This window comes from Trinickia terrae (assembly GCF_005144415.1).
GTDB classification, from domain to species: domain Bacteria; phylum Pseudomonadota; class Gammaproteobacteria; order Burkholderiales; family Burkholderiaceae; genus Trinickia_A; species Trinickia_A terrae.
This window is the reverse complement of the sequence record NZ_SWJE01000002.1, coordinates 228,763-252,034: the sequence shown is the minus strand read 5'-3', so window position 1 is coordinate 252,034 and position 23,272 is coordinate 228,763. Positions and strand designations below refer to the sequence as shown.

The following is a 23,272-nucleotide window of genomic DNA, read 5'->3' as shown; positions in this document are numbered from 1 at the left end:
CCCGGCCGTCCGTGATCCGGTCGTCACCATATCACGGCTTACTCGACGCTTGCACCTGCTGCAGCGAGCGCGCCAGCGACGCCTCGACGGCAGCTTCGATCGCGTCGAGCGACGCTGGTGGTTTCGCGCGCTGCCGGGCCAGCGCGACGGCGCGGCGGGTGAGGAGCGCGTAGAGCGCGGCGTGGTCCCCGCCCATCGTCTCGAAGAGCGCGAGCTGCTTCTCGACGACGCCGGCATCGCCGCGCGACACGGGGCCTGCGAGCGCGCCGGCGAGGCCTTTGTCGCGCGCGGTCTCGATCGTGCCGGCGAGCATCGGCAGCAGGGCGCGCAGCGACTCGGCCTCGGTGAAGCCGAGCGCGCGCCATAGCTCGACGCATTCGCTCAAGGCACACAGCGCGAAGCTGGCGGCGTAGTGCGCCGCGCCGTGGTAGCGCATGCGCGTGCCGGGCGGGATCGTCAGCGGGTGACACGATATCGCGCGCGCCAGCGCCGCGAGGGCGGCCTCGAGTTCGCCTTCCGCTTCGATCGTCACCGAGCAGCCGGCGATACGTTCGATGTCTGCGGGGCTGCCGCCGAACAGGTAAAGTGGATGGAAACCGCCCGTCGCCGCGCCTTGCTTGCGCGCCGGCGCCAGCAGCTCGACGGGCGATGCACCACTGCAATGCACGAGCGCTTTTGAATGCGCGTCTTCCGCATCGAACCGGAGTGTGTTGGCCACCGTACCGATGCTGTCGTCGGAGACCGTTAGAAAGACAATGTCGGCGGCGTCGATCACCTGTTGCGGATCGTCGACGGCGCGGCACGGCGCAACTTGTTGCGCGAGCTCGCGCGCCGATTGCGGCGAGCGGCTCGCGACGGCCGTGACCGGGTGCCCCGCGCGGGCGAAGCCGGCGGCCAGGCAGCGCGCAAGCCGGCCCGCGCCGATAAAGCCGATCCGGGGCGCAGAAGAGAGCGGCATGGTTTCAGGAATCCGGGCTGAAAAGCAGGGCGAAAGCTGAAGTATCGCCGATCCGCCAGGCGCTCGCGCAAGCGCCGGTTCCGACGTCGAACGCGGCCGATTTGGCAACACGGGTGAGCACGGATTTTTATCGGATCAAATTTGGCGTCGTATGAAGCATGAGGGGCGACATTTGGCGGCGCAATGCCTGCCAGCGCGATTGCCCGTCACAATTCCAATTCCTATACGTTGGGGGCAAGGACGACTCGCGCCGCGGCGCGTATCAGCTTTGCACCCGGATTGGGCGCACCGGGTTCACGGATGTCGGAGATACAGATCGTAGTCGCGGTTTCTTTCCAGTGTTGCAGTCACGTACGGGAGGTCACGATGAGCATGTTCTCTTACCGGAAGCACCTGCGGTTCCTGAGCCATTCGCAGCGCCGTCTATGGTGGGACCAGAAAAAGCGGCTCACGCCGCGCGTGAGGATCAGCTGCTCCTACGTCCCGCCTAGCGTCACGCGCGAATTCACCTACGTGAAGGTCGGTTAAGTCCCGGACTCTCTGCATGACCCGAGCCCGGCGCCTATGCCGGGCTTTTCATCGGTCCCGCGGCTTGTTGCGTATGGTTCGGCGCGTCGCCGGCGCAACACTCAAGCCGTCAATTTGTAATGAAACATTTCCGGCTTTACTGGGCTTTCTTCAGGTCTGTCGGTAAAAGCAACCGCGCGCCTGTGCCGGCAGTGCGCAACTCCTTGGATTGACACGTGTCCGACATGGATAGGGGCTTGTCGCAAATAGACAGCCTCAATGTTCGAATTTGTCCCGATTGCAATTTGCAACAAATGCGGAATACCCCTCTCGGGCTTTTTCGTTACATTGGATTCATGCAGTGCCAGTCATACGGTCCGGCTTCATGTCGCGCCGGGCTGTCAGGAGAACAGTAATGAAGAAGCTCGTCTCGCTTATTGCCACCGCTGCGTTGGGCGTGGGGTTCGCCACCGCCGCACAGGCTCACGTGTCGGTCGGCATCGGTATCGGCATCCCGGTTGCGCCGGCGTATCCGGTCTATGAAGCGCCGCCGCCCGTCTACTACGCGCCGCCTCCGCCGGTCTACTATGCGCCTCCGCCGGTTTATTACGGGCCGCCGCCGGCGGTCGTGGTGGGTGGCTACTACGGCCGTCCGTATTGGCATCACGGCTACTATCGGGGCTATGATCGTGGCTACTATGGTCACGGCTACTGGCGGCGCTGAGGGGCGCAGAGAAGCTTTTTCATAGGCTTCGCGCCAACCCGGTCTTGCGCAAACGGCGCAACGCTGGCTTAACCGCCGCGTTGCGCCGTTTTCTTTGGTTTGCGAGGCGTTTCTGACCGGCCGTGGCTTTGGCCCGTAAGCCGTCCGCTTACGCAGCCGTGTGCGCCGTCTGGAGGATCAGGTCGCGGTAGCCGTTCACGATCACGCTGTAGGAGAAATACGCGAAGAGCAGCGCGGACAGCACATGACAGCCGCGCAGCATGCCGGCGCCCGCGCGTTTGCGTCCATGGCTTGCAAGGCCGCAGAGGAACAGTGTCCAGCACAGTCCGCCGAGAAAGAAGCCCGAGAGGAAGATCGACGCGGCGGAGGTGGACGTCGCGCCCGACTTCGCGATCAATGCGCCGCCGACGGCCGCGAACCAGAGGATCGCCGACGGCGACGACACCGCGAGCAGCACGCCGCGCAGGAAGCCGCGCCAGGCGCTCGTGCGCGGCGCGGCCGGATCGGATTCTCCAACGACTGCGGGCGCGGTCGTTGGAAGCAACGCCTCGCGCGCCATCTTCCACGTGAGAAACAGCAGGATCGCCGCGCCGCCGATCCACACCACCCAGCGAACCGAGTCGAACTGCAGGAGCGCCGCCATGCCGGCGAGCGCGAGCGAGGCGTAGACCAGATCGCCGAAGCACGAGCCGAGGCCGAGCCAGAAACCCGGCTTGAAACCGTGCGTCAGCGTCAGCGACAGGATCGCCACATTGACGAGCCCGATATCGAGGCACAACGAAAGCGACAGGAAAAAACCGTCCGACAACATCGATGCTGCGTGCATCCGTACCTCAGGGTTGTTTTTCCAGTGTGAGAGAGAGTTCGAGGCGGGCGATCTCGATGCCGGCCGTGTTGCGCATCGGCGGCTTGTGGAAAGCGTCGAGTTGTGCGCGTTGTTCGGGAGTCCCGATGTTCAGCCGATGCAGCAGCTCGACGACGATCGCCATCAGCACGGTCGCGTTGCCGTCTTCGACCTTGACCGCGATGCCGAGCGGCCCGCGCGCGCCGCCCGGGCCATACGCGGCATCGCGCACGCCGATTGCGTAGCTCGCGTCGGCGCCGACCTTGCCGACGGCTTCGCCGCCGAACGCACGCATCAGCGTCGTGCAGAAGCGGCCCGTGCCGGCGACGAGCTCGGGGTACGCGGTCATCGCGCGATAGATGCGCGCGAGCGCTTGATCGCGCGGCGAGGCGGGCGTGCAGTGAGCCGCCGCGCTGGCGAGCTTCGCGAAGAGGCGTGCGAGCCTGTCGAGCGCGAAGCTCGGCGTCGGCAGGTTGCAGCCGTCGATGCCCCATTGGATCTCGTCGTCGCGCAGGTCGCAGAGCTCGGCCATCGTGAGCTTGACGCGCTGCTGCAATGGGTGGCCGTCGAGCTGGTAGTCGGCAATGCTCGCGCCGATCGACCGTGCACCCGCGAGCATGCCTGCGTGCTTGCCCGAGCAGTTGCTGCAGATCGGCGTCGGCGTGAAGTCGCGCTTGATCCATGCGCGCCAGACTTCGTCCGAGATCGGCGGATGGCCGCCGCAGCGCAGGTCGCTCTCGGCGACGCCTGCTTTCGCGAGCATCGCGCGGGCGCGGGCAAGGTGCGCCTCCTCGCTGCTGTGCGAGGCGCACATCAGCGCGAGGTCGGCATCGTCGAAGCCGAAGCGTTCGAGCGCGCCCGTCTCGAGCACCGCGAGCGCCTGCGCCGGCTTGACCGCCGAGCGCGGCAGGGTGGGCCGGTGCGGGTTGCCGAAGGCGTAGAGCAGGCGCCCCGCTGCGTCGACGACCGCCACGTGCGCTAGATGCGTGTTCTCGATGGCCGGACCGCGGTACACGGTCGCGGCGATGGCTGCATGATTGGCGTTCATCGCTTCGTTTCTCCTGGAGGGGAGGGGCTACGAACGGCCGAGCCCCAGCTCGTCCCACAGCGTATCGACGCGCCGCTTGACCGCGTCGTCCATCACGATCGGGCGGCCCCATTCGCGATCGGTCTCGCCCGGCCACTTGTTGGTGGCGTCGAGGCCAATCTTCGAGCCGAGGCCTGCCTTCGGCGAGGCGAAGTCGAGGTAGTCGATCGGCGTGTTGTCGACGAGCACGGTGTCGCGCGCCGGATCGATGCGCGTCGTGATCGCCCAGATCACTTCCTTCCAGTCGCGGATGTTCACGTCCTCGTCGACGACGACGATGAACTTCGTATACATGAACTGCCGCAGGAAGCTCCAGACGCCGAACATCACGCGTTTCGCGTGGCCCGGGTAGCTCTTCTTCATCTGCACGATCGCCATCCGGTAGCTGCACCCTTCCGGCGGCAGATAGAAATCGGTGATCTCGGTGAACTGCTTCTGCAACAGCGGCACGAACACTTCGTTCAACGCGACGCCGAGCACGGCGGGCTCGTCGGGCGGCTTACCGGTGTAAGTGGAGTGATAGATCGCGTCGCGCCGCATCGTGATGCGCTCGACGGTGAAGACTGGGAACCACTCCTGCTCGTTGTAATAGCCGGTGTGGTCGCCGTAGGGGCCTTCGAGCGCGTGTTCGTAGGCGGCCGATGCGCCCTTCGCGGGACGCGGCGGCGCGCCCGCCGGTGCCGCGGCGCTCGCGCCTTCCTGCGGATAGATGAAGCCTTCGAGCACGATCTCGGCGCGTGCGGGCACTTGCAGCGCGTCGACGCCGGGCGTCAGGCACTTCGCGAGTTCGGTCTTCGCGCCGCGCAAGAGACCGGCGAACTGGTATTCGGAGAGCGTGTCGGGCACGGGCGTCACGGCGCCGAGGGTCGTCGCGGGATCGGCGCCGAGCACGACCGCGACCGGATACGGCTTGCCGGGATTGGCGAGTGCGAACTCGCGGAAGTCGAGCGCGCCGCCGCGATGCGCGAGCCAGCGCATGATGAGCTTGTTGCGGCCGATCAGCTGCTGCCGGTAGATGCCGAGGTTCTGGCGCGTCTTGTTGGGGCCGCGCGTGACGGTCAGCCCCCAGGTGACGAGCGGGCCGGCGTCGCCGGGCCAGCAGGTCTGGATCGGCAGCTTCGCGAGGTCGACGTCCTGCCCCTCCCAGACGATCTCCTGGCAGGGCGGCGAGCTGACGGTCTTCGGCGCCATGTCCCAGACCGCCTTCGCGAGCGAGAACAGCTTGCCGGCGTCTTTCAGTCCCTTGGGCGGCTCCGGCTCCTTTAGCGCCGACAGCAGCCGGCCGACGTCGCGCAGCGATTCGAGCGCCGCGCTGTCGCCGTCATCGCCGCTGCTGCCGCCGTCTATGCCCATGCCGAGCGCGACGCGGCGCGGCGTGCCGAACAGGTTGCCGAGGACTGGAAACCCGTAGCCTGGCGGTGCGTCGAACAGCAGCGCCGGGCCGCCCGCGCGCAGGACGCGGTCGCACAACTCGGTCATTTCCAGGACGGGCGATACGGGCCGGTGGATGCGGCGCAGCTCGCCCAACGTCTCGAGGCGACCGACGAAGTCGCGCAGGTCTCTATATTTCATGCGGCTCAGGTTCGGGCCGCCCAGAACGGGCGGCTAAATGGACAGCGCCATGCACTGCGATGGGGCGGAAGGCCGGCCCGGCCGGGCCTTCCGGACGATGGGCGATTTTACCTGCGTTGATCGCGGCAGGTTTTTTGCGCTTTGGGTCGAAATCGGTGGAGACGCGCGAGGCGCGCGGGTTTCGAGATGGTGAACACTGTTCATAATTACAATTTGTTATAGGTTTGAGTTTTTATAGTGTTGACGATCTATTAGAGCCTGCTAGAATCCGTCCACATTGGTAGCAGGGACCCCGCAGTATTGTCGTTACCACACCTCCGGTCCTTCGACGCAACGCGTCACCGTATGCCGAATCCTGCACGGCACCAACGGCCTTGAGTTAGTCCTCGCCAGCGCGATTTAGCCGCTGGTTTTTTTGCGTGAGAGCCGCCGCGGGCATGCATAAATGCGCATGCCGCCGGGATTTTTTTACCCCGATGCGGCCCTCCGAACGGAACGTTGCCAGTTGTAACAGTACGTTACCGTATCCCGACGTCGCTGCCGCCCCAACCAAAGCGCGCGATGTCTTGGTTTCGCGACCCGAGCCCTAAGCTCAGCTGCACCCGTCGCGAGGCCATTACGATGGGAGATCTGAATGAATACTTGGTTATCGTGGCGTCCCGATGAGCGCCTGGCGCAAGCAGTCCGCGCCGTGGTGCGTCGCGGGACGCGTGTCAGCCACCACTTATTCAGCATCGTCGGCGGTCTGGCTGTTCTGACCGCGCTCGTGCTGTGGCTCTTGCCCACCGTGCGCACGCCTCTCGCTGCGAAGCTGATGCCGGTCATCTCGGCAGCCGTCCAGGCCGGACCGGCCCGCCTCCTGAGCGGCCATCCGCTACCCGCTTTCGGCCCGGCCGAGGGCAGCAACGACGAAACGCTGAGCTCGAACGGGCCCACCGTCGACAACACCAGCTACGACGGCGCCTTCGACGGCAGCGGCCAGAGCGGCGTCACGTACCAGGCTCCGAACAGCTTCGATATGCATACTCAGCAGCCGACCGTCGGCATGCTGGCCAACTTGATTCCGTCGCAACGCGTGGCGGCCGATGCGCGCAACAACCACGCGCTTGCATCGGCGTCCGAGCAGAATCTGGTCACGAACTATCTGGCGCGCCGATATCGCGTCGCGCAAGAGCCTGTCGGCGCCCTCGTGAAGGCGGCATTCGAGACGGGCCGCGAAGTCGGCCTCGATCCTCTCCTCCTGCTCGCGGTGATGGCGATCGAATCGGGCTTCAATCCGTATGCGGAAAGCGGCGTCGGCGCGCAAGGGCTGATGCAGGTGATGTCGAAAGTGCATTCGGACAAGTTTCAGTACTTCGGCGGCACGAGCGCCGCGCTCGAGCCGATGACGAACATCCAGGTCGGCGCGCTGGTCCTGAAGGATTGCATCGCGCGCGGCGGTTCGCTGCCGGGCGGCCTGCGTCTCTACGTCGGCTCGACCTCGCAGGACGACGGCGGTTATGGCGCCAAGGTGATGGCCGAGCGCGACCGCCTGCGCGACGTGGCGCGCGGCCGCAAGGTGCAGATCAACGCACCGCAGGCGCCGCAGCAAACGGCGGCGGCTGCCACGACGAGCAAGCGCGTGCAGGTGTCGCTCGACAATTCACACGCGATCGCCGCGAAGGCGGCGGCGGCTTCGACGCCTGCCGCCGAGCAGGACGATGCGAGCACCAACACGTCCGCGACGAAGCGCAACTCGGGGCCGGAGTTCGGCGCTTGAGACAGATTGCGTGAGCCGCTGCGTAGCGGTGAGCAAATGGTTGAACGAAATAAGGGCACCCTCGGGTGCCCTTATTTTGTGCTGCGAAAAAAATCACGGCGAAAATGGCGCGCCCCCGTGGATCCCTAGCTGCGCGCAAAGAGCGTGCGCAGGCGGTCGACGGCCTCTTCGAGCCGCGCATACGCGGTCGCGTAGGAGAGGCGGATGTACTCGCGCGGCGCGTGGGCGCCGAAATCCATCCCCGGCACCAGCACGACGCCTGCGTCGTGCAGCATCGCCTTCGTGAGCGCGCCGCTGTCGCCGGCGGCCGGATGCGCGACGCCCGAGCAATTTGCGTAGACGTAGAAGGCGCCGTCGGGCGTGACCGGCACGTCGAAGCCGAGCGACTTGAGCGCGGGCACGATGTAGTCGCGGCGGCGCTTGAACTCGAGGCGCCGCGCTTCGTAGATCGCGAGCGTGCCCGGCTCGAAGCAGGCGAGCGCCGCATGCTGGGCCAGCGCCGACGCGCAGATGAAGAGGTTCTGCGCGAGCTTTTCGAACGCGCCGATCATCGCCGTCGGGACCACGAGCCAGCCGAGGCGCCAGCCCGTCATGTTGAAGTACTTCGAGAAGCTGTTGACGGTCACGACGTCGTCGCCGAACGAGAGCGCCGACACCGGCCGCGCGTCATAGCTGAGCCCCTGGTAGATCTCGTCGACGATCGTGAAGCCGCCGCGTGCGCGCACGGCCTCGACGATCTTCTTGAGCTCGTCGGGCGCGATCGACGTGCCGGTCGGGTTCGACGGCGACGCGAGCAGCACGCCGCGCGTCTTCTCGCTCCAGCGGCTTTCCACATCGGCGGCCGTGAGCTGGAAGCGCTCGGCGGGGCCGCTCGGGACGAGCACCGCGCGGCCTTCGGTGGCCGCCACGAAGTGACGGTTGCACGGATAGGAGGGATCGGGCATGAGCACCTCGTCGTCTCGGTCGACGAGCGCTGCGCAGGCGAGCAATAGCGCCGCCGACGCACCGGCCGTCACGACGATGCGTGCGGGATCGATTCGAAGCCCATAGGTATGCGCGTAGTGCTCCCCGATCGCTTCGCGCAACGGCGCGATACCGAGCGCGCCCGTGTATTGCGTGACGCCGCGCCTGAGCGCGCTCGCGGCCGCTTCGATCACGGGTTCGGGCGCCGTGAAATCGGGCTCGCCGATACCCATGTGGATGATGTCGCGCCCCGCGGCCTCGAGCTGCGCGGCTTCTTTCGCGAGCTCCATCACGTAGAACGGCGCAATGGCGTCGACTCGGGCGGCGAGGCGCACGAGCGGTTCGGACGCGTTGTTCATGCTGTATTCCAGATCCAATAGTCCGCAGCAGACGGAAAGCGGGCGCCGCTTCCGGCGCCCGCTGTTTGCGCGAGACGAATGCCGCGCTCAGTTGCCGCCGCGGCCCGACTGCGTTTCGGCGATGCGCAGCTTCGCAGCCAGCTTGTCGAGCACGCCGTTCACGTACTTGTAGCCGTCCGCGCCGCCGAAGGTCTTCGCGAGCTCGACCGCCTCGTTGATGACGACGCGATACGGAATGTCGAGATGATTCTTGAACTCGAACGCCGCGACGAGCAGCACCGCTCGCTCGACGGGCGACAGTTGTTCGATCGGGCGGTCGAGGCAGGGCGCGAGATCGGCCGACAGCGCGGCCGAATCGCGGATCACGCCGTGCAGGATCGCATCGAGATGCTCCTTGTCGGCCTTGTCGAAACCCTGCGCGCCGCGCAGCTGCGCGTCGATCTCATCCGAGCTCGCCCCCGACAAAAGCCACTGATACAGCCCCTGCGTGGCGAGTTCGCGGGAACGTCGGCGAGCGCTCTTCATGCCTGTTCCTCTTCTTCGTCCTCATCTTCATCTTCGTCGCCGCCGCCGAGCTGCTCGAGAGCGACCGTGAGGTTCGCCATCTCGACCGCCACGCGTGCTGCGTCCCGGCCTTTCTCGGTCATGCGGGCGACGGCTTGCTCGTCGCTGTCGGTCGTGAGCACGGCGTTCGCGACGGGGATGCCGAAGTCGAGGCCGATGCGCGTGATGCCCGCGCCGCTCTCGTTCGACACCAGCTCGAAGTGGTAGGTCTCGCCGCGAATCACGGCGCCGAGCGCGATCAGCGCGTCGAACTGGCCGCTTTCCGCGAGCTTTTGCAGCGCAAGGGGGATCTCCAGCGCGCCCGGCACGGTGACTAGCAGCACGTCTTCGCCGGTGACGCCGAGGCGTTCGAGCTCTTCGATGCAGGCATCGGCGAGGCCGTTGCACACCGGCTCGTTGAAGCGCGCTTGGACGATGCCGACGCGCAGGCCGTCGCCGTCGAGATTCGGTTGGTATTGTCCGATTTCCATAAAGAGTCCGTAGTTGTTGGTTGAGTGCGCGAGTGCGCTGGAATGCGGGTCAGGCGCGCGAGGCCGGTGCTTCGGCTTGCGAGGCGCAGTCCTCGGCAACGCTCCCCGGCATCGGGATGAAGCCGGTCACTTCGAGCCCGTAGCCCGACATGCTGCCGAGGCGGCGCGGATTGGACAGCACCTGCATCTTGCCGACGCCCAGCTCGCGCAGGATCTGCGCGCCGATGCCGTAAGTCTTGAAGTCGACGGGGCGGCGCTTGAGCTCGGCGGCTTTGTCTTTCTGGTCGAAGGCCTTGAAGACGTCGATCAGATGCTCTTTCGAGTCGCCGCAGTTCAGCATCACGATCACGCCGAGATCGCGCGAGGCGATCTCTTTCATCGCGGCGTCGAGCGTCCACGAGTGCGTCGAGGTGTGCACTTCGAGCAGGTCGAGCATCGACAGCGGCTCGTGCACGCGCACCGGCGTATCGCGCTCCGGCGAAGGCGTGCCGCGCACCAGCGCGAGGTGCGGAGAGCCGCTCGGCTGATCGAGATACATCACCGCACGGAACGCGCCATGCGCGGTGTGCATCGTGCGCTCGCAGACGCGCTCGACGATCGATTCGGTGCGGCTGCGGTAGTGGATCAGGTCGGCGATCGTGCCGACCTTGAGCCCATGCTGTTCGGCGAATTCGAGCAGGTCGGGCAGGCGCGCCATCGTGCCGTCGTCCTTGATGATTTCGCAGATCACGGCGGCGGGCGTGAGGCCGGCGAGCGCCGTCAGGTCGCAGCCGGCTTCGGTGTGGCCCGCGCGCACGAGCACGCCGCCCGGCTGCGCCATGATCGGGAACACGTGGCCCGGCTGCACGATATGTTCGGCTCGCGCGTCGTGCGCGACGGCCGTGGCGATCGTGCGGGCGCGGTCGGCGGCGGAGATGCCGGTCGTCACGCCTTCGGCGGCCTCGATGCTGACCGTGAACGCCGTGCCGTACTGCGTGCCGTTCTTGTAGGTCATGAGCGGCAGGTTCAGCTGCTTGCAGCGCTCTTGCGTGAGCGTCAGGCAAATCAGGCCGCGGCCGTAGCGCGCCATGAAATTGATCGCTTCCGGCGTGACGAAATCCGCCGCAAGGACGAGGTCGCCCTCGTTTTCGCGATCTTCTTCGTCGACCAGGATCACCATCCGGCCGGCTTTCAGTTCGGCGATGATCTCGAGGGTGGAGGCGAGCGTCATTTATCGGGAGGAAAGAGCGGGAAAGCGCGTATTTTACGCCACGCGGGAGGCGGGCGTCGCTGCTTCCTGCGTGTGCCGATCGACTGGTTGCCACATTTTTCCAACAAAAAAATTACTAAAAAATTTCAATTCGACAAAGAAAGCCGGTCCCGGGGCATCGATATCTTACGGAAGTTGAAATAATTCAAAATGCATGGAATGATAACGATTCGCATTTATATCTAGAGCCAGCCTACCGGTTTTCCCGTTCCGACGGAAGAGCGGCCAGCCAGCCAACGCTCATGTGTCGTCGAGCCGCATGCGCCGCATGCCGCATCGACCGGCATGAGCCACCCCTCGGGATTCCAATGCTCAACAAGACACCGCTCGCGGCGGAGCTTGCGCTCGCCTACGCGATTCCTCTCGCCGTTAGTTACTGCCCGAGCCCAGAGCACGCCGCAAGCCACTGCGCCAAGCTCGGTTGAAAAAAACGCTGGAAACGACGGCTCGACGCTACGCGCCGCTGCCTCGTCGGTTGCTATCACAACTTGCTGCGCCTCTGGAGTGAAACGTGAACGCCCCTGAAAACCTTGCTGCCGACTCCGCCGTAACGACGCATGTCCTGCTCGATGAAACCGGACGACGTGACAGGCGGGCGCGTTCGCGCCGGGCCACCTTCATCAAATGGCTGCGCAAGGTGCACGGCTGGGTAGGGCTATGGGGCGCGGCGCTGGGCCTGTTGTTCGGCACAACGGGCTTTCTGCTCAATCACCGCGCCGGACCGCTGCGCATCTCGACGGGCGAGCCGGATGTGTCGACACTGCAGGTCCCGCTGCCGCAGCACGCGCCCGAAACGCCGCGCGAACTGGCGAAATGGCTCAAGCAGCAGCTGCAATTGCGCGCAGCGCCGGGGCGCGTGCAAAAGGAGCCGGCGCATCGCGTGGCCTGGGGCGATCGCACCGCATTGCAGCCCGAGCGCTGGCAGATCACGTTCGCGACGCCGCGCGAAAGCACGCTCGCCGAATACTGGGTTGGCAACGGCTACGTGTCGATCAAGCGCAACGACAACACGTTCCTCGCGATGCTCACGAACCTGCATAAGGGCACTGGCTTGAGCATCGGCTGGGTGCTTCTCGCCGACACGCTCGCAGGCGGGATCGTCCTGCTGTCCTTGACGGGTGTATTGCTGTGGACCGAGTTGAACCGCCGCAAGACGATCGGCGCGGTGCTGGTGATCGGGTCGATTGTCGCGGCGGTATGCGCCGGTTTGATGTAAGCGCGGGGTACGGCCCCTGGTCATGGCGGTCTCGAATTTTCGGTTGACTTTATAGATTATGGTAATCATGATTGTATTCATGATGTCGATCATTTATATGCGGGGCCGACGACATCCCGTTCAATCCACCTATCGGGATCCACTATGACCAAGCAAGCGAAAACCACGGCGCTCGTGACCGGCGCTTCTTCCGGCATCGGCGCGATTTACGCGGATCGTCTCGCGCGCCGCGGCTACGACCTCGTGCTCGTTGCGCGCGATCGCGCCCGCATGGAGGCGCTCGCGGCGCGGCTGCGCGCTCAGACGGGCGTCGCGATCGACATCCTCCAGGCCGACCTCGCCGAGGCGGCGGATACGCTGCGCGTCGAAGCGCGTCTGCGCGAAGACGAGAGCATCGGGCTGCTCGTCAACAATGCGGGCGCCTCGCTGGGGGGCGGGTTCCTGCATGCCGACGCCGATGCGCAGGACCGGCTGATCCGCCTGAACGTGACGGCTGTCACGCGTCTCGCTGCGGCGGTGATTCCGCGGTTCGTCGCGAAAGGCGAGGGATCGATCATCAATATTTCGTCGGTGATGGCGCTGATTCCCGAGATGCCGTCGAGCATCTATGCGGCGACCAAGGCTTACGTGCTGACCTATTCGCAGGCGCTGCAAGCGGAGCTCGGGCCGAAAGGGCTCTACGTGCAGGCCGTGCTGCCGGCGGCGACGCGCACCGAGATCTGGGCGCGCACGGGCCGCGACGTCAACGCGATGCAAGGCGTCATGGAGGTGGATGAGCTTGTCGATGCGGCGCTGGTCGGTTTCGACCGGCGCGAGCGCGTGACGATCCCGCCGCTGCCCGACGCCGGGCAGTGGGATGCCTTCGAAGCCGCGCGGTTCGCGATGCAGCCGAACTTCGGTCAGGAGCATGCGGCCGAGCGCTATCGCGGCTGACCTTGCTTGGCGCTGAACGGCGCTTCGGCGAGGGTGGCGAGTCGCTGATATTCTTCGCGTTACTTTCTCTTCTCGATGCAGATTCAGTCGGGCGCCCGCCGGACTGTTCACATGGAAGCGCATGGACGCGAAACTCTCACACGATCTCCTGAATATCGACGCGCTGCTCGCGCGCACGCTGGAACATGCTGTCGAAACTCTGGCCGGCGTCGCGCGCCGGCCTGCCGCCCTCGCGCCCCAGGCCGCAGCGCCTGCGCCGCTTGCCGAGCAGGGCGCCGGACTCGAAGGCGCGCTCGAGGCGTTCGTCACGCGCTGGGCGCCGGGCTTCTCGGGCAGCGCGGGGCCGCGGTACCTCGGTTTCGTGACAGGGGGAGCCACGCCGGCGTCGATTGCCGGCGATTGGCTCACGAGCGTCTACGATCAGAACCCGACCGCCGGCATCGACAGTTCGGCCCCCGATCTCGAACGTGAAACGGTTGCACAGCTGCGGCAACTGTTTGGATTGTCGGAAGCGCAATGCGGCGTGATGGTGAGCGGCGCGACGATGTCGAACTTCGCCGGTCTCGCGATCGGGCGCGAATGGCTCGGCGAGCAGCGCGGCGTCAGCATCGCCGAGGAGGGCGCCGGTGCGCTGCCGCAGATTCATGTGCTGTCGGGCGTGCCGCATTCGAGCATCTACAAGGCGCTGTCGATGCTCGGGATCGGGCGCAAGTCGGTGCAGAAGATTCCGACGCTGCCCGCGCGCGAAGCCGTCGATCTCGCGGCGCTGGAAGCGGCGCTCGAGCGGCTGCAAGGCGAGCCCGTCATCGTGGTCGCGAACGCCGGCACTGTGAACACCGTCGATTTCGACGATCTCCGGGCCATCGCCGCGCTGAAGTCGCGCTATTCCTTCTGGCTTCATGTCGATGGGGCGTTCGGCGCGTTTGCGGCGCTGTCGCCGGAGCATGCGCAGCTGACGGCGGGAATCGACGAAGCGGATTCGATCTGCGTCGACCTGCACAAGTGGCTCAACGTGCCGTACGACGCCGCGGTGCAGTTCAGCCGCCGGCGCGATCTGCAGGTCCGGGTGTTTCAGAACAGCGCCGCCTATCTCGGCATGCCGGGCGAGAACCCCGACTTCGTTCACTTGACGCCGGAGAACTCGCGCCGGCTGCGCGCACTCGCGACGTGGTTCTCTCTCGCCGCATACGGACGGGCGGGGCACGCGGAGATCGTTCAGCGCAATATCCGCATGGCCAAGCAGCTTGGCGAGCGGATCGCCATGCTGCCCGCCTTGAGGCTGCTCGCGCCGACCCGGCTTAACGTCGTCTGCTTCACGCTTGCGCAAGAGCCGAGCGAGGAGCGCGTGAACGCCTACATGCGCGCGGTGCGCGATCATGGCGAGGTGTTCGTCTCGACGACGGTCTACGCCGGGACTTGGGGATTGCGCGCCGCGTTCTCCAATTGGCGCACGGATGAGCGTGATGTCGAGCGGGTCTTCGAGTCGCTTGCAACCGCGGTGTCGTCGATCTGATTTCAGCCTCGCCGCAAAGCACGCGCGACGCTGCTCAACGCGCGTGCGATCTCGTCCGCCTCGATGCAACCGAAACCGAACGCAATACCGCTGGCCGTTGTCGTCCCGGCCGCGAGCAGGAAATCGCTGACCGGCTGCGCACCGTTCGCGTGTTGCCGCACGCTCGACAGGATCCGGCTCGCCTGCCGGCGATCCCGATAGCGCGTGCAAAGGTGAATGCCCGCTTGCGCGGGCAGCGGTTCGAGCCAGTCGCGCAGGTATCGATCCAGGCCATCGAGCAACGCTTCGCGCCGGCCCTCGTAGATCTTGCGCATCCGCCTTACGTGCTGCGCGAGATGGCCGTCGAGAATGAAGCGTGCGAGCGCGTCCTGAAGCTGCGCGTTGCCGGCCGTGTCGGCCCATTGCCTGGCGGCGGCCAGCGCCTCGCGCGCCCACTGCGGCGCGATGACATAGCCCAGACGCAGCGACGGAAAGAGGCTCTTCGAAAACGTGCCGACGTAGATCACGTTGCCGTCGAGATCGATCGTCTGCAGGGCGTCGAGCGGCTGGCTGCCGTAGCGGAACTCGCAGTCGTAGTCGTCCTCGATGATGACTGCGCCGTGCCGTCGCGCGAAGTCGAGCAGCGCGTGCCGTCGCGCCATCGACATCGGAACGCCGGTCGGAAATTGATGCGAGGGCGTCACGCAGACGGCGCGTAGGCCGGCGGGGAGCGCGTCGACGCACAAGCCTTCGTCGTCGACCGGCACCGGCACGAGTTGTGCGCCTGCGGCGAGCAGCGCGCGGCGCATCGGCGGATAGCCGGGCTCCTCGACCGCCACCTTGGTGCGCCCGTGTGCAACGAGCACGCGGGCGAGCAGATCGAATGCCTGCTGCGCGCCCGAGGTCACGAGGACGTCGTCTTCGCGGCAGGCCACGGCGCGCGCGGACGCCGCGTGTTGCGCAATGGCCGCGCGCAGCAACGGACGGCCATAGGGCGCTTGATAGCCGAACGCGCTTGCATCATGGCTCTTCAGCGAGCGCGCGAGCAAACGGCGCCATACGTCGAGCGGAAAGCGGCGGTGATCGGGAACGCCGATGTGAAAGCCGTGCGTGGGCGCATCGATGCCCACGGGCCGCGAAGCGGGCAGGGCCGCAGCGCCTGACGGCATCGCAGGGGGCAGCCGCTTGCGAGCCGCGACGGCCCGCCCCTGGCCGAGATTGGCAACGACCGCTTTCGCGCCCGGGCGCGCGATCACATAGCCTTCCGCAGCGAGCAGATCGTAGGCCGCGACGACTGTGTTGCGCGCCACGCCATAAGCCTCGGCGACCCGGCGTGTGGCGGGCAGCGGAGAGCCCGGCGGCAGGCGCCGGGCGACGATGGCCGCTCGCAGCTGCTGATGCAGCCGGTGGGCGCGGCTCTTGCCGCCGCCCTTTTCCAGGTCGAGCGGGAACTCGAAAACTGGTTCCATTGAATTAGTAAAAACTGGATCAAAAAGAAATCCAGTCTACTCGTAAAGTCGACGCTGCTGGGACACGTTTTCCCATTCGAACCGGAGGCTCGATCATGAACCACACCAACACTCATGCCCACGCGTGGCTGCAGGAGTACATGCCGGCGCGCGTGGCCGGCGGCATGGCAATGCCCTGGATTCAGGAATCGCCCGTCAAGTGGTGGAAGCCGCTGCGCTTCATGCCCGAGGGGCGAGGCTTCGTCGAATTGATGCGGATGAGCCCCGGCGCCGTGATGCCGCTGCATCGCCATACCGGGGAGATTCACGCATTCAATCTCGAAGGCGAGCGCGTGCTGTGCACGGGCGAGCGGATCGGCCCGGGCGATTACGTCTACGAGCCGCCGGGCAACACCGACTGGTGGCGCGTGGAGGGTGACAAGCCGCTGACGGTGCTCGTCGTCGTGCACGGCGAGGTCGAGTTCCTCGCCGCGGATGGCGCGGTGCGCAAGCGCGTGTCGGCGCAGACGCAACTCGATGCCTACCGCCGCCATTGCGAGGCGCAGGGCTTGCCGATCGCGGACCTGATGGAGCCGAGTCGATAAACGCGCTACCGCTTGCATGTCACGCTCGCGTCACATCCGGCCTGTGCGGGAAATCGGGTGATGCAGTTCCTCTACTGCCGCCATCAATTAAGCCAATTTCCTCCGCCGCTTGAGAAACACTATTATTCTTCGACGGCGCTCGGACCCCCACGCCGAGTTGAGTAGTTGGTTCAAACGAACAGAGGAGGCAGCAGATGTCGAATGAAGCGAAATGCCCGTTCCACCAGGCCGCAAGCGGTGGCACGACGAACCGTGATTGGTGGCCCAATCAACTGAACCTGAAAGTGCTCCACCAGCAGTCCTCCCTGTCCGACCCGATGGGCCAGGACTTCGACTACGCCAAGGAGTTCAAGAGCCTCGATCTCGCGGCCGTGAAGAAGGATCTCCTGGCGCTCATGACCGTTTCACAAGAGTGGTGGCCGGCGGACTTCGGCCACTACGGTCCGCTGTTCATCCGCATGGCGTGGCACAGCGCCGGCACGTACCGCACGGCCGACGGCCGCGGCGGCGCGGGCGCCGGGCAGCAGCGCTTCGCGCCGCTCAACAGCTGGCCCGACAACGTCAACCTCGACAAGGCGCGCCGGCTGCTGTGGCCGATCAAGCAGAAATATGGCCGGAAGATCTCGTGGGCCGATCTGATGATCCTCACCGGCAACGTCGCGCTGGAGTCGATGGGCTTCAAGACGTTCGGCTTCGCGGGCGGGCGCGAGGACGTGTGGGAACCGGAAGAAAACGTCTACTGGGGCACCGAAACCACGTGGCTCGCCGGCGACAAGCGCTACACCGGCGAGCGCGATCTCGAAAATCCGTTGGCTGCCGTCCAGATGGGCCTCATCTACGTCAATCCGGAAGGCCCGAACGGCAATCCGGACCCGGTCGCGGCAGCGCGCGATATCCGCGAGACGTTCGGCCGCATGGCGATGAACGATGAAGAGACGGTTGCGCTCATCGCGGGCGGCCACACCTTCGGTAAGACCCACGGCGCCGGCCCGGCTTCCCACGTGGGCGCCGAGCCCGAAGGGGCGGGCATCGAAGAGCAGGGCTTCGGCTGGAAGAGCAGCTTCGGCTCGGGCAAGGGCAGCGATGCGATCTCGAGCGGCCTGGAGGTCACCTGGACCACCACGCCGACGAAGTGGGGCAACAACTTCTTCGAGAACCTGTTCGGCTACGAATGGGAACTGAGCAAGAGCCCGGCCGGTGCGCACCAATGGGTCGCCAAGGGTGCCGCTCAGACGATTCCGGACGCCTACGCTCCGGGTAAGAAGCATGTGCCGACGATGCTGACGACGGACCTCTCGCTGCGCTACGACCCGGCTTACGAAAAGATCTCGCGACGTTTCCACGAGCATCCGGAGCAGTTCGCCGACGCCTTCGCGCGCGCCTGGTTCAAGCTCACGCACCGCGATATGGGCCCGCTCGCCCGCTACCTTGGCCCGGAAGTGCCGGCCGAAGAGCTGGTCTGGCAAGACCCGATTCCGAAGGTTGATCACCCGCTGATCGACGCGCTGGACATCGCGGCGCTCAAGGCCAAGGTGCTGGCGTCGGGGCTGTCGGTTGCCGAGCTGGTGTCGACGGCGTGGGCGTCGGCGTCGACGTTCCGCGGCTCGGACATGCGCGGCGGCGCGAACGGCGCACGCATCCGTCTGGCTCCGCAAAAGGACTGGGAAGCCAACCAGCCGCAACACCTGGCGAAGGTGCTGGAGATGCTGGAAGGCATCCAGGCCGAGTTCAACGGCGCAGCCGCGGGCGGCAAGAAGGTTTCGCTTGCCGACCTGATCGTGCTGGCCGGTTGCGCAGGCGTCGAGCAGGCCGCGAAGAACGCGGGCCATGCCGTGACGGTTCCGTTCACGCCGGGCCGCATGGATGCATCGCAGGATCAGACCGACGTTGAATCGTTCTCCGTGCTCGAACCGGTCGCGGACGGCTTCCGCAATTACCTCAAGGGCAAGTACACGGTGCCGGCCGAGGCGTTGCTGGTCGACAAGGCGCAACTGCTGACGCTGAGCGCGCCGGAAATGACGGTGCTCGTGGGCGGCCTGCGCGTGCTGAATGCCAATGCCGGGAAGAGCCAGCACGGTGTCTTCACGAAGCGGCCGGAAGCGTTGACCAACGATTTCTTCATCAACCTGCTCGACATGGGCACGGAGTGGAAGGCGGTCTCGAACGACCAGGACGTGTTCAACGGTGTCGATCGCGCCACGGGGCAGCTCAAGTGGACCGGCACGCGTGTCGATCTCGTGTTCGGCTCCAACTCGCAGCTCCGGGCGTTGGCTGAAGTGTACGGAAGCTCGGACGCGCAGGCGAAGTTCGTTCAGGACTTCGTGGCGGTCTGGAACAAGGTGATGAACCTCGATCGCTTCGATCTTGCGTGATGTGAAGTAAGGCTTTGGATGTTTGCTGCTGAAGCGAAGGCGGCCGGTCGAAAGACCGGCCGTTTTTTTAGCTGTTACTTCTGTTCGGTCTGGTGTGCCAAAGGCGGGGCCTTACCGCAATCCAGCTTGCGTGAGTTCGCCTCAATTTGTGGCCAGACCCAGTTCATGAATCAGGTCGATGAATGCACGCAATCGCGCAGGCACGAACCTGTGGCCTGAATAGTAGAGCCTCAGCCCGCCAAACGGCTGGCACCAGGGAACCAGCACGGGAGTCAGCGCGCCGGACTTCAGTTCTTCCTCGATGAACCGTTCGGAGATGAAGCCGATGCCCAGCCCAAGCAGCACCGCCTGCTTGATGGCCAGTTGTTCATTGAGCGCCATGCGTACAGGTAAATCCATCTGCAGCTTCTGGCCGTTGCGCTCCAGCTCCCAGTGATAGATGCCGCCATGGGGCAAGCGCATGCCGATGCTCTGGTGCTTGAGCAGATCACTCGGATGCTTTGGTGTTCCGTGCCGCTTCAGATACTCGGGTGTGGCCACGACGAGCATGCGGATGTCGCGCGAGAGAGGCACAGCGATCATGTCCTGCGGCACGGATTCGGCCAAGCGGATGCCCGCGTCGAACCCTTCCGCCACGATGTCGATCAAGCGCGACTCGCTCACAATGTCGATGCGAACCTGCGGATAGCGCTGCGCGTACTTGCTGAACAGCGGCTCCAGCAGTAGGAATGCCACGCCCTGCGGCGCATTGATGCGCAGCGTGCCGCTGGGAGCATCGGGCCCGGTGCTGGCTTCTTCGCCTGCGCTGCGGATTTCGGCGAGTGCGGGCGCGATGCGCTCCACAAAGCGCTGTCCCGCATCGGTGAGTGCGACGCTGCGCGTCGAGCGATTGAACAGGCGCACCTTCAAGCGCGCTTCCAGCCCGGCCACCGCGCTGCTCACTGCCGTGGTGGACATGCCAAGCTCCAGCGCGGCACCGCGAAAACTGCTGCGTCGCGCGATGGCCAGAATCACTTCAAGCTCGGTCATTCCTGTACGGTGCATGGATTGTCCTGATTTTCCGGATGTGTCATCAGCCATAAGGCGTCTTATCAGAACAATAAACCATCCCTAGACTTAGTTGCATCTCGACTCGAGGTCATGCTCTTTGCGCGGATCTGCGGGCCGCGAATCACCCTCAAAGGAGCCAATATGCAACGCATTGAACACATCTACATCAACGGCGAATTTGTCATGCCGCACGGCCAGGAATGGTTCGATCTTCATAACCCGAGCACCGAAGAAGTCATTGGTCAGGTTCGGCTTGGAGATGAGTGCGATGCGCAGCGCGCGATCGCGGCGGCCAAGGCGGCGTTTCCTGCTTGGTCGCGCACCACTCGTGCGGAACGCGTGGCTGCGCTCAAGCGCATGCATCGGGCCATCGCTGCGCGCGAGGACGAACTGATGGAAGCCATCGTGAGGGAATATGGTGCGCCTTCGGAGCGCGGGCGCTGGATGGCGACCTATCCGGCCGATGTCATTGTCCAGGCTATCGACGTACTGGAAGCCTTCGAGTTCGAGGAGCAGGCAGGCATCGCGCGCGTGATCCTGACGCCAGTGGGCGTTGCCGGCCTGATCACGCCTTGGAACAGCAATGCAGGCTTCATCTGCAACAAACTCGCCACCGCGCTTGCGGCGGGCTGCACTGCCGTCATCAAACCGAGCGAGATGAGCGCGATGCAGACGCAGATCGTTGCCCAGGCGCTGCATGAAGCGGACCTGCCCCATGGGGTGTTCAACATCGTCAATGGCCGGGGCGATGTCGTCGGTGAAGAGATCGCGCGTCATCCTGATGTCGCCAAGATCTCGTTTACCGGTTCGTCCGCGGTGGGCCAGCATCTGGTATCCACCGGTGCCGCCACGATGAAGCGCGTGACGTTGGAGCTGGGTGGCAAGTCGCCCACCGTGGTGCTGGATGATGCTGACTTCGCCAGCATCATGCCGCTCGTGCTGCAGGCCGGATTCGCCAACAGCGGCCAAGCTTGTATTGCAGGCACTCGCATCCTCGTGCCGCGCCGCCGGCTAGCGGAGTTCGAGCAAGTTGCGAAGGAGGCGGTTTCGCTTATCAAGTCCGGCGACCCGCGCGATGCCGGCACTGCCATCGGCCCAATGGTGAGCGCCAAGCAGTGGGAGCGCGTGCAGAGCTACATCCGCCTGGGCATTCAGGAAGGAGCAAGGCTGCTCGCTGGCGGCGAGGGCCGGCCAGATGGTTTGCATGCAGGCTGGTTCGTCAAACCCACGATCTTCACCGATGCCACCAACCAGATGCGCATTGCTCGCGAAGAAATCTTCGGCCCCGTGCTCACCCTCATTGCCTACGAAGACGACGCCGATGCGATCGCCATTGCCAACGACACGCGCTACGGCCTGAGTGCTGTTGTGCTCGGCCAGGACCTCGAGCGCTGCGGGCAGGTGGCGCGCCAGATCGACTCTGGTCGTGTGCTCGTCAACACGCTGGCCCATGAGCCGCGCGCACCGTTTGGCGGTTTCAAGCATTCGGGGCTCGGGCGCGAAATGGGCAAATGGGGAATGAGCGCGTATCTGGAGCCCAAGACGTTGTTGATGGAACCGGGACAGCCCGGACGTCGACGCCATTGACTCCACGGGGCCAGTCGCAACACCCCAAACTCAAGGAGAGGAGCAGTATGTATCAGGTCCCCGATCAGTCCGGTCGGCGCATCCTCATCACTGGCGCCAACAGCGGCACGGGAAGGGAGGTCGCCAAGCGTCTTTCCGCCGCTGGCGCCGACGTAATCATGGCGATGCGCACGCCCTCGAAGGGCGAGAGCGCAAGGCAGGATATGCTCAGGTCCGTACCGTCCGCGAAACTCGAGGTGCGTACGCTCGATCTCGCAGACCTTCACAGCGTCCGCAATCTCGCTCACGCTTTGCTTGACGAAGGCAGGCCGCTTGACATGCTGGTGAACAATGCCGGGGTCATGACCCCGCCGAAGCGCGAGACCACCAAGGACGGGTTCGAGTTGCAGATCGGCAGCAACTTCCTGGGGCCGTTCGCCCTCACCAATCTTTTGCTTCCTCTCCTGTTGAAGTCGAGAGCCCCGCGGGTTGCGACCATGAACGGCCTCCGCTGGTTTCTGATCGGTGACACCCACGAGGCAAGCATTCCCTCTACCGCCAGGACCAGCGATCCGGTGCGTCTTTGGTCGATGACGGAGGCACCGACCAGAACGAGAGTGCCGGCCTGAACCCGTACGGGATGCTGCGCTGAGCACGCAGACCGGCGTGTAGAACAGCTTGCGCATTGCGCCCGAGCTGTTCGGTAATCCCCTCGAAAAGGGCTTGAGGATCAGAAGTAGGATTATCTCGCCGAATGAGTTCAACAGAATGAGGAAGTCGAGATTCACGGCCAGCCACGCCGCAGTGTGAACTCGAATGTCGAGCGCCATGCAATCGCGCATCGAGTCAGGTTGTTTTCGTTTCGTTTGATTGCTATCACTGGATGACTGGACGAACCAGTATCGAGTGACACCCGTTTCGGGTATGCAAAAACCTCAAACGAAGGAGAGGATCGACATGGCTGCGCCGACCGCAAAGAAAATCATGATCATCCGTCACGCGGAAAAACCGGATGACAAGGGCAAGCCCTATGGCGTGAATGCCGATGGGGAAGAGGACAAGGAAAGCCTGACCACGCTCGGCTGGCAACGCGCCGGCGCACTGGTCGCGCTCTTCGATCCCGCTCGCGGCCCTCTGCAGAGCACGGAGCTTGCGAAGCCCGACGTCCTGTTCGCGGCAGTGGTCGCGCCGCACGCGAAGAGCGAGCGGCCGACCGAGACGATCACGCCGCTGAGTGAGCGGCTCGCTATTGCTCTCAACGTCAACGGCAAGTACACGAAGGGCCAGGAAGCCGACGTTGCGAAGGCCGCGCTCGCCAGTCAGGGCGCGGTCCTGATCTGCTGGCAGCATGAGGACATTCCGGCAATTGCCGGCAATATCCCGCTGTCGAACGGTCCCGTGCCGCAGAAATGGCCGGACGATCGATTCGATCTCGTATGGGTGTTCGATCTGCAATCCGCGACCGGGCAGTACGGGTTCAGCCAGGTCCCGCAGGAACTGTTGGCTGGCGATCGAGCGACGGTTATTTCATAGC

At 65.0% G+C, this 23,272-nt stretch carries 21 protein-coding genes; 11 read left to right on the top strand and 10 right to left on the bottom strand.

Annotated features, from left to right (window positions below; genetic code table 11):
* Positions 1 to 31: 31 nt before the first annotated feature.
* Positions 32 to 958 carry a Rossmann-like and DUF2520 domain-containing protein gene (locus FAZ69_RS04370; RefSeq protein WP_136892720.1) on the bottom strand — a complete coding sequence of 309 codons (927 nt, stop codon included), beginning with the start codon at positions 956 to 958 and terminating at the stop codon, positions 32 to 34.
* A 366-nt stretch (positions 959 to 1,324) separates the two neighbouring features.
* Between FAZ69_RS04370 and FAZ69_RS33170 the strand changes: the two genes are divergently transcribed.
* On the top strand, positions 1,325 to 1,486 hold the full coding sequence (locus FAZ69_RS33170) for a hypothetical protein (protein WP_169708552.1): 162 nt from the start codon (positions 1,325 to 1,327) through the stop codon (positions 1,484 to 1,486).
* A gap of 394 nt (positions 1,487 to 1,880) precedes the next feature.
* A complete protein-coding gene (locus FAZ69_RS04365; protein WP_136892719.1) occupies positions 1,881 to 2,189 on the top strand; it encodes a hypothetical protein in 309 nt (102 codons plus the stop codon).
* Positions 2,190 to 2,337: 148 nt separating this feature from the next.
* On the opposite strand, the gene FAZ69_RS04360 is transcribed toward FAZ69_RS04365, so the two are convergent.
* Genes FAZ69_RS04360 through FAZ69_RS04350 form a run of 3 tightly spaced genes read right to left on the bottom strand, consistent with a single transcriptional unit; the run spans position 2,338 to position 5,692 of the window.
* Positions 2,338 to 3,015 (bottom strand): LysE family translocator, encoded by a 678-nt coding sequence (locus FAZ69_RS04360; RefSeq protein ID WP_136892718.1) that lies wholly within the window; start codon positions 3,013 to 3,015, stop codon positions 2,338 to 2,340.
* Positions 3,016 to 3,022: 7 nt separating this feature from the next.
* Positions 3,023 to 4,081, bottom strand: coding sequence for an asparaginase (locus FAZ69_RS04355; protein ID WP_136892717.1), 1,059 nt, complete (start codon positions 4,079 to 4,081; stop codon positions 3,023 to 3,025).
* A gap of 27 nt (positions 4,082 to 4,108) precedes the next feature.
* Positions 4,109 to 5,692 (bottom strand): UbiD family decarboxylase, encoded by a 1,584-nt coding sequence (locus tag FAZ69_RS04350; RefSeq protein ID WP_136892716.1) that lies wholly within the window; start codon positions 5,690 to 5,692, stop codon positions 4,109 to 4,111.
* A 634-nt stretch (positions 5,693 to 6,326) separates the two neighbouring features.
* On the opposite strand from FAZ69_RS04350, the gene FAZ69_RS04345 reads away from it, so the two are divergent.
* Positions 6,327 to 7,451 carry a lytic transglycosylase domain-containing protein gene (locus FAZ69_RS04345; protein WP_136892715.1) on the top strand — a complete coding sequence of 375 codons (1,125 nt, stop codon included), beginning with the start codon at positions 6,327 to 6,329 and terminating at the stop codon, positions 7,449 to 7,451.
* 125 nt (positions 7,452 to 7,576) lie between these two features.
* Here FAZ69_RS04345 and FAZ69_RS04340 read toward each other — a convergent pair whose 3' ends face one another.
* The 4 genes from FAZ69_RS04340 to ribBA form a co-directional block, all read right to left on the bottom strand.
* Positions 7,577 to 8,773: a pyridoxal phosphate-dependent aminotransferase gene (locus FAZ69_RS04340; RefSeq protein ID WP_136892714.1), complete on the bottom strand. Its 1,197-nt coding sequence runs from the start codon at positions 8,771 to 8,773 to the stop codon at positions 7,577 to 7,579.
* Positions 8,774 to 8,860: 87 nt separating this feature from the next.
* Positions 8,861 to 9,298, bottom strand: a complete 438-nt coding sequence (gene nusB, locus FAZ69_RS04335) for a transcription antitermination factor NusB (RefSeq protein ID WP_136892713.1) — start codon at positions 9,296 to 9,298, stop codon at positions 8,861 to 8,863.
* On the bottom strand, positions 9,295 to 9,807 hold the full coding sequence (gene ribH / locus FAZ69_RS04330; RefSeq protein WP_136892712.1) for a 6,7-dimethyl-8-ribityllumazine synthase: 513 nt from the start codon (positions 9,805 to 9,807) through the stop codon (positions 9,295 to 9,297). Before ribH ends, nusB begins: the two co-directional genes overlap by 4 nt.
* A 49-nt stretch (positions 9,808 to 9,856) precedes the next feature.
* Positions 9,857 to 11,017, bottom strand: a complete 1,161-nt coding sequence (gene ribBA, locus FAZ69_RS04325; RefSeq protein ID WP_136892711.1) for a bifunctional 3,4-dihydroxy-2-butanone-4-phosphate synthase/GTP cyclohydrolase II — start codon at positions 11,015 to 11,017, stop codon at positions 9,857 to 9,859.
* Between the two features lie 601 nt (positions 11,018 to 11,618).
* On the opposite strand from ribBA, the gene FAZ69_RS04315 reads away from it, so the two are divergent.
* The 3 genes from FAZ69_RS04315 (at position 11,619) to FAZ69_RS04305 (ending at position 14,718) form a co-directional block, all read left to right on the top strand.
* Positions 11,619 to 12,272, top strand: coding sequence for a PepSY-associated TM helix domain-containing protein (locus tag FAZ69_RS04315; RefSeq protein ID WP_240702120.1), 654 nt, complete (start codon positions 11,619 to 11,621; stop codon positions 12,270 to 12,272).
* Between the two features lie 144 nt (positions 12,273 to 12,416).
* Entirely contained in the window at positions 12,417 to 13,205 is a 789-nt protein-coding gene (locus tag FAZ69_RS04310; protein ID WP_136892709.1) for an SDR family NAD(P)-dependent oxidoreductase, read from the top strand.
* Between the two features lie 121 nt (positions 13,206 to 13,326).
* Positions 13,327 to 14,718, top strand: coding sequence for a pyridoxal phosphate-dependent decarboxylase family protein (locus tag FAZ69_RS04305; RefSeq protein WP_136892708.1), 1,392 nt, complete (start codon positions 13,327 to 13,329; stop codon positions 14,716 to 14,718).
* Positions 14,719 to 14,720: 2 nt separating this feature from the next.
* Here FAZ69_RS04305 and pdxR read toward each other — a convergent pair whose 3' ends face one another.
* Positions 14,721 to 16,166, bottom strand: coding sequence for a MocR-like pyridoxine biosynthesis transcription factor PdxR (gene pdxR, locus FAZ69_RS04300; protein ID WP_136892707.1), 1,446 nt, complete (start codon positions 16,164 to 16,166; stop codon positions 14,721 to 14,723).
* A 95-nt stretch (positions 16,167 to 16,261) separates the two neighbouring features.
* Here pdxR and FAZ69_RS04295 point away from each other — a divergent pair, with 95 nt between their 5' ends.
* Complete coding sequence (locus tag FAZ69_RS04295; protein ID WP_136892706.1) at positions 16,262 to 16,750, top strand: cupin domain-containing protein; 489 nt, start codon at positions 16,262 to 16,264, stop codon at positions 16,748 to 16,750.
* 194 nt (positions 16,751 to 16,944) lie between these two features.
* Complete coding sequence (gene katG, locus FAZ69_RS04290) at positions 16,945 to 19,122, top strand: catalase/peroxidase HPI (RefSeq protein ID WP_136892705.1); 2,178 nt, start codon at positions 16,945 to 16,947, stop codon at positions 19,120 to 19,122.
* A gap of 141 nt (positions 19,123 to 19,263) precedes the next feature.
* Here katG and FAZ69_RS04285 read toward each other — a convergent pair whose 3' ends face one another.
* Complete coding sequence (locus FAZ69_RS04285; RefSeq protein ID WP_136892704.1) at positions 19,264 to 20,151, bottom strand: LysR family transcriptional regulator; 888 nt, start codon at positions 20,149 to 20,151, stop codon at positions 19,264 to 19,266.
* 162 nt (positions 20,152 to 20,313) lie between these two features.
* Between FAZ69_RS04285 and FAZ69_RS04280 the strand changes: the two genes are divergently transcribed.
* The 3 genes from FAZ69_RS04280 to FAZ69_RS04270 all read left to right on the top strand — a co-directional run bounded on the left by FAZ69_RS04280 (position 20,314) and on the right by FAZ69_RS04270 (position 23,271).
* Positions 20,314 to 21,759, top strand: a complete 1,446-nt coding sequence (locus tag FAZ69_RS04280; protein ID WP_136892703.1) for an aldehyde dehydrogenase family protein — start codon at positions 20,314 to 20,316, stop codon at positions 21,757 to 21,759.
* 47 nt (positions 21,760 to 21,806) lie between these two features.
* Entirely contained in the window at positions 21,807 to 22,367 is a 561-nt protein-coding gene (locus FAZ69_RS04275; RefSeq protein WP_136892702.1) for an SDR family NAD(P)-dependent oxidoreductase, read from the top strand.
* 328 nt (positions 22,368 to 22,695) lie between these two features.
* Complete coding sequence (locus tag FAZ69_RS04270; RefSeq protein ID WP_136892701.1) at positions 22,696 to 23,271, top strand: hypothetical protein; 576 nt, start codon at positions 22,696 to 22,698, stop codon at positions 23,269 to 23,271.
* Position 23,272 lies beyond the last annotated feature (1 nt).

What these genes read in the sequence shown, in the direction of transcription:
- FAZ69_RS04345 (WP_136892715.1), top strand. Translation starts at nt 6,327, where the DNA reads ATGAATACTTGGTTATCGTGGCGTCCCGATGAGCGCCTGGCGCAAGCA.
- FAZ69_RS04275 (WP_136892702.1), top strand. Translation starts at nt 21,807, where the DNA reads ATGTATCAGGTCCCCGATCAGTCCGGTCGGCGCATCCTCATCACTGGC.
- katG (WP_136892705.1), top strand. Translation starts at nt 16,945, where the DNA reads ATGTCGAATGAAGCGAAATGCCCGTTCCACCAGGCCGCAAGCGGTGGC.
- FAZ69_RS04370 (WP_136892720.1), bottom strand. Translation starts at nt 958, where the DNA reads ATGCCGCTCTCTTCTGCGCCCCGGATCGGCTTTATCGGCGCGGGCCGG.
- nusB (WP_136892713.1), bottom strand. Translation starts at nt 9,298, where the DNA reads ATGAAGAGCGCTCGCCGACGTTCCCGCGAACTCGCCACGCAGGGGCTG.
- FAZ69_RS04295 (WP_136892706.1), top strand. Translation starts at nt 16,262, where the DNA reads ATGAACCACACCAACACTCATGCCCACGCGTGGCTGCAGGAGTACATG.
- FAZ69_RS04280 (WP_136892703.1), top strand. Translation starts at nt 20,314, where the DNA reads ATGCAACGCATTGAACACATCTACATCAACGGCGAATTTGTCATGCCG.
- ribH (WP_136892712.1), bottom strand. Translation starts at nt 9,807, where the DNA reads ATGGAAATCGGACAATACCAACCGAATCTCGACGGCGACGGCCTGCGC.
- ribBA (WP_136892711.1), bottom strand. Translation starts at nt 11,017, where the DNA reads ATGACGCTCGCCTCCACCCTCGAGATCATCGCCGAACTGAAAGCCGGC.
- FAZ69_RS04340 (WP_136892714.1), bottom strand. Translation starts at nt 8,773, where the DNA reads ATGAACAACGCGTCCGAACCGCTCGTGCGCCTCGCCGCCCGAGTCGAC.
- FAZ69_RS04305 (WP_136892708.1), top strand. Translation starts at nt 13,327, where the DNA reads ATGGACGCGAAACTCTCACACGATCTCCTGAATATCGACGCGCTGCTC.
- FAZ69_RS04360 (WP_136892718.1), bottom strand. Translation starts at nt 3,015, where the DNA reads ATGCACGCAGCATCGATGTTGTCGGACGGTTTTTTCCTGTCGCTTTCG.
- FAZ69_RS33170 (WP_169708552.1), top strand. Translation starts at nt 1,325, where the DNA reads ATGAGCATGTTCTCTTACCGGAAGCACCTGCGGTTCCTGAGCCATTCG.
- FAZ69_RS04310 (WP_136892709.1), top strand. Translation starts at nt 12,417, where the DNA reads ATGACCAAGCAAGCGAAAACCACGGCGCTCGTGACCGGCGCTTCTTCC.
- pdxR (WP_136892707.1), bottom strand. Translation starts at nt 16,166, where the DNA reads ATGGAACCAGTTTTCGAGTTCCCGCTCGACCTGGAAAAGGGCGGCGGC.
- FAZ69_RS04365 (WP_136892719.1), top strand. Translation starts at nt 1,881, where the DNA reads ATGAAGAAGCTCGTCTCGCTTATTGCCACCGCTGCGTTGGGCGTGGGG.
- FAZ69_RS04350 (WP_136892716.1), bottom strand. Translation starts at nt 5,692, where the DNA reads ATGAAATATAGAGACCTGCGCGACTTCGTCGGTCGCCTCGAGACGTTG.
- FAZ69_RS04270 (WP_136892701.1), top strand. Translation starts at nt 22,696, where the DNA reads ATGGCTGCGCCGACCGCAAAGAAAATCATGATCATCCGTCACGCGGAA.
- FAZ69_RS04285 (WP_136892704.1), bottom strand. Translation starts at nt 20,151, where the DNA reads ATGACCGAGCTTGAAGTGATTCTGGCCATCGCGCGACGCAGCAGTTTT.
- FAZ69_RS04355 (WP_136892717.1), bottom strand. Translation starts at nt 4,081, where the DNA reads ATGAACGCCAATCATGCAGCCATCGCCGCGACCGTGTACCGCGGTCCG.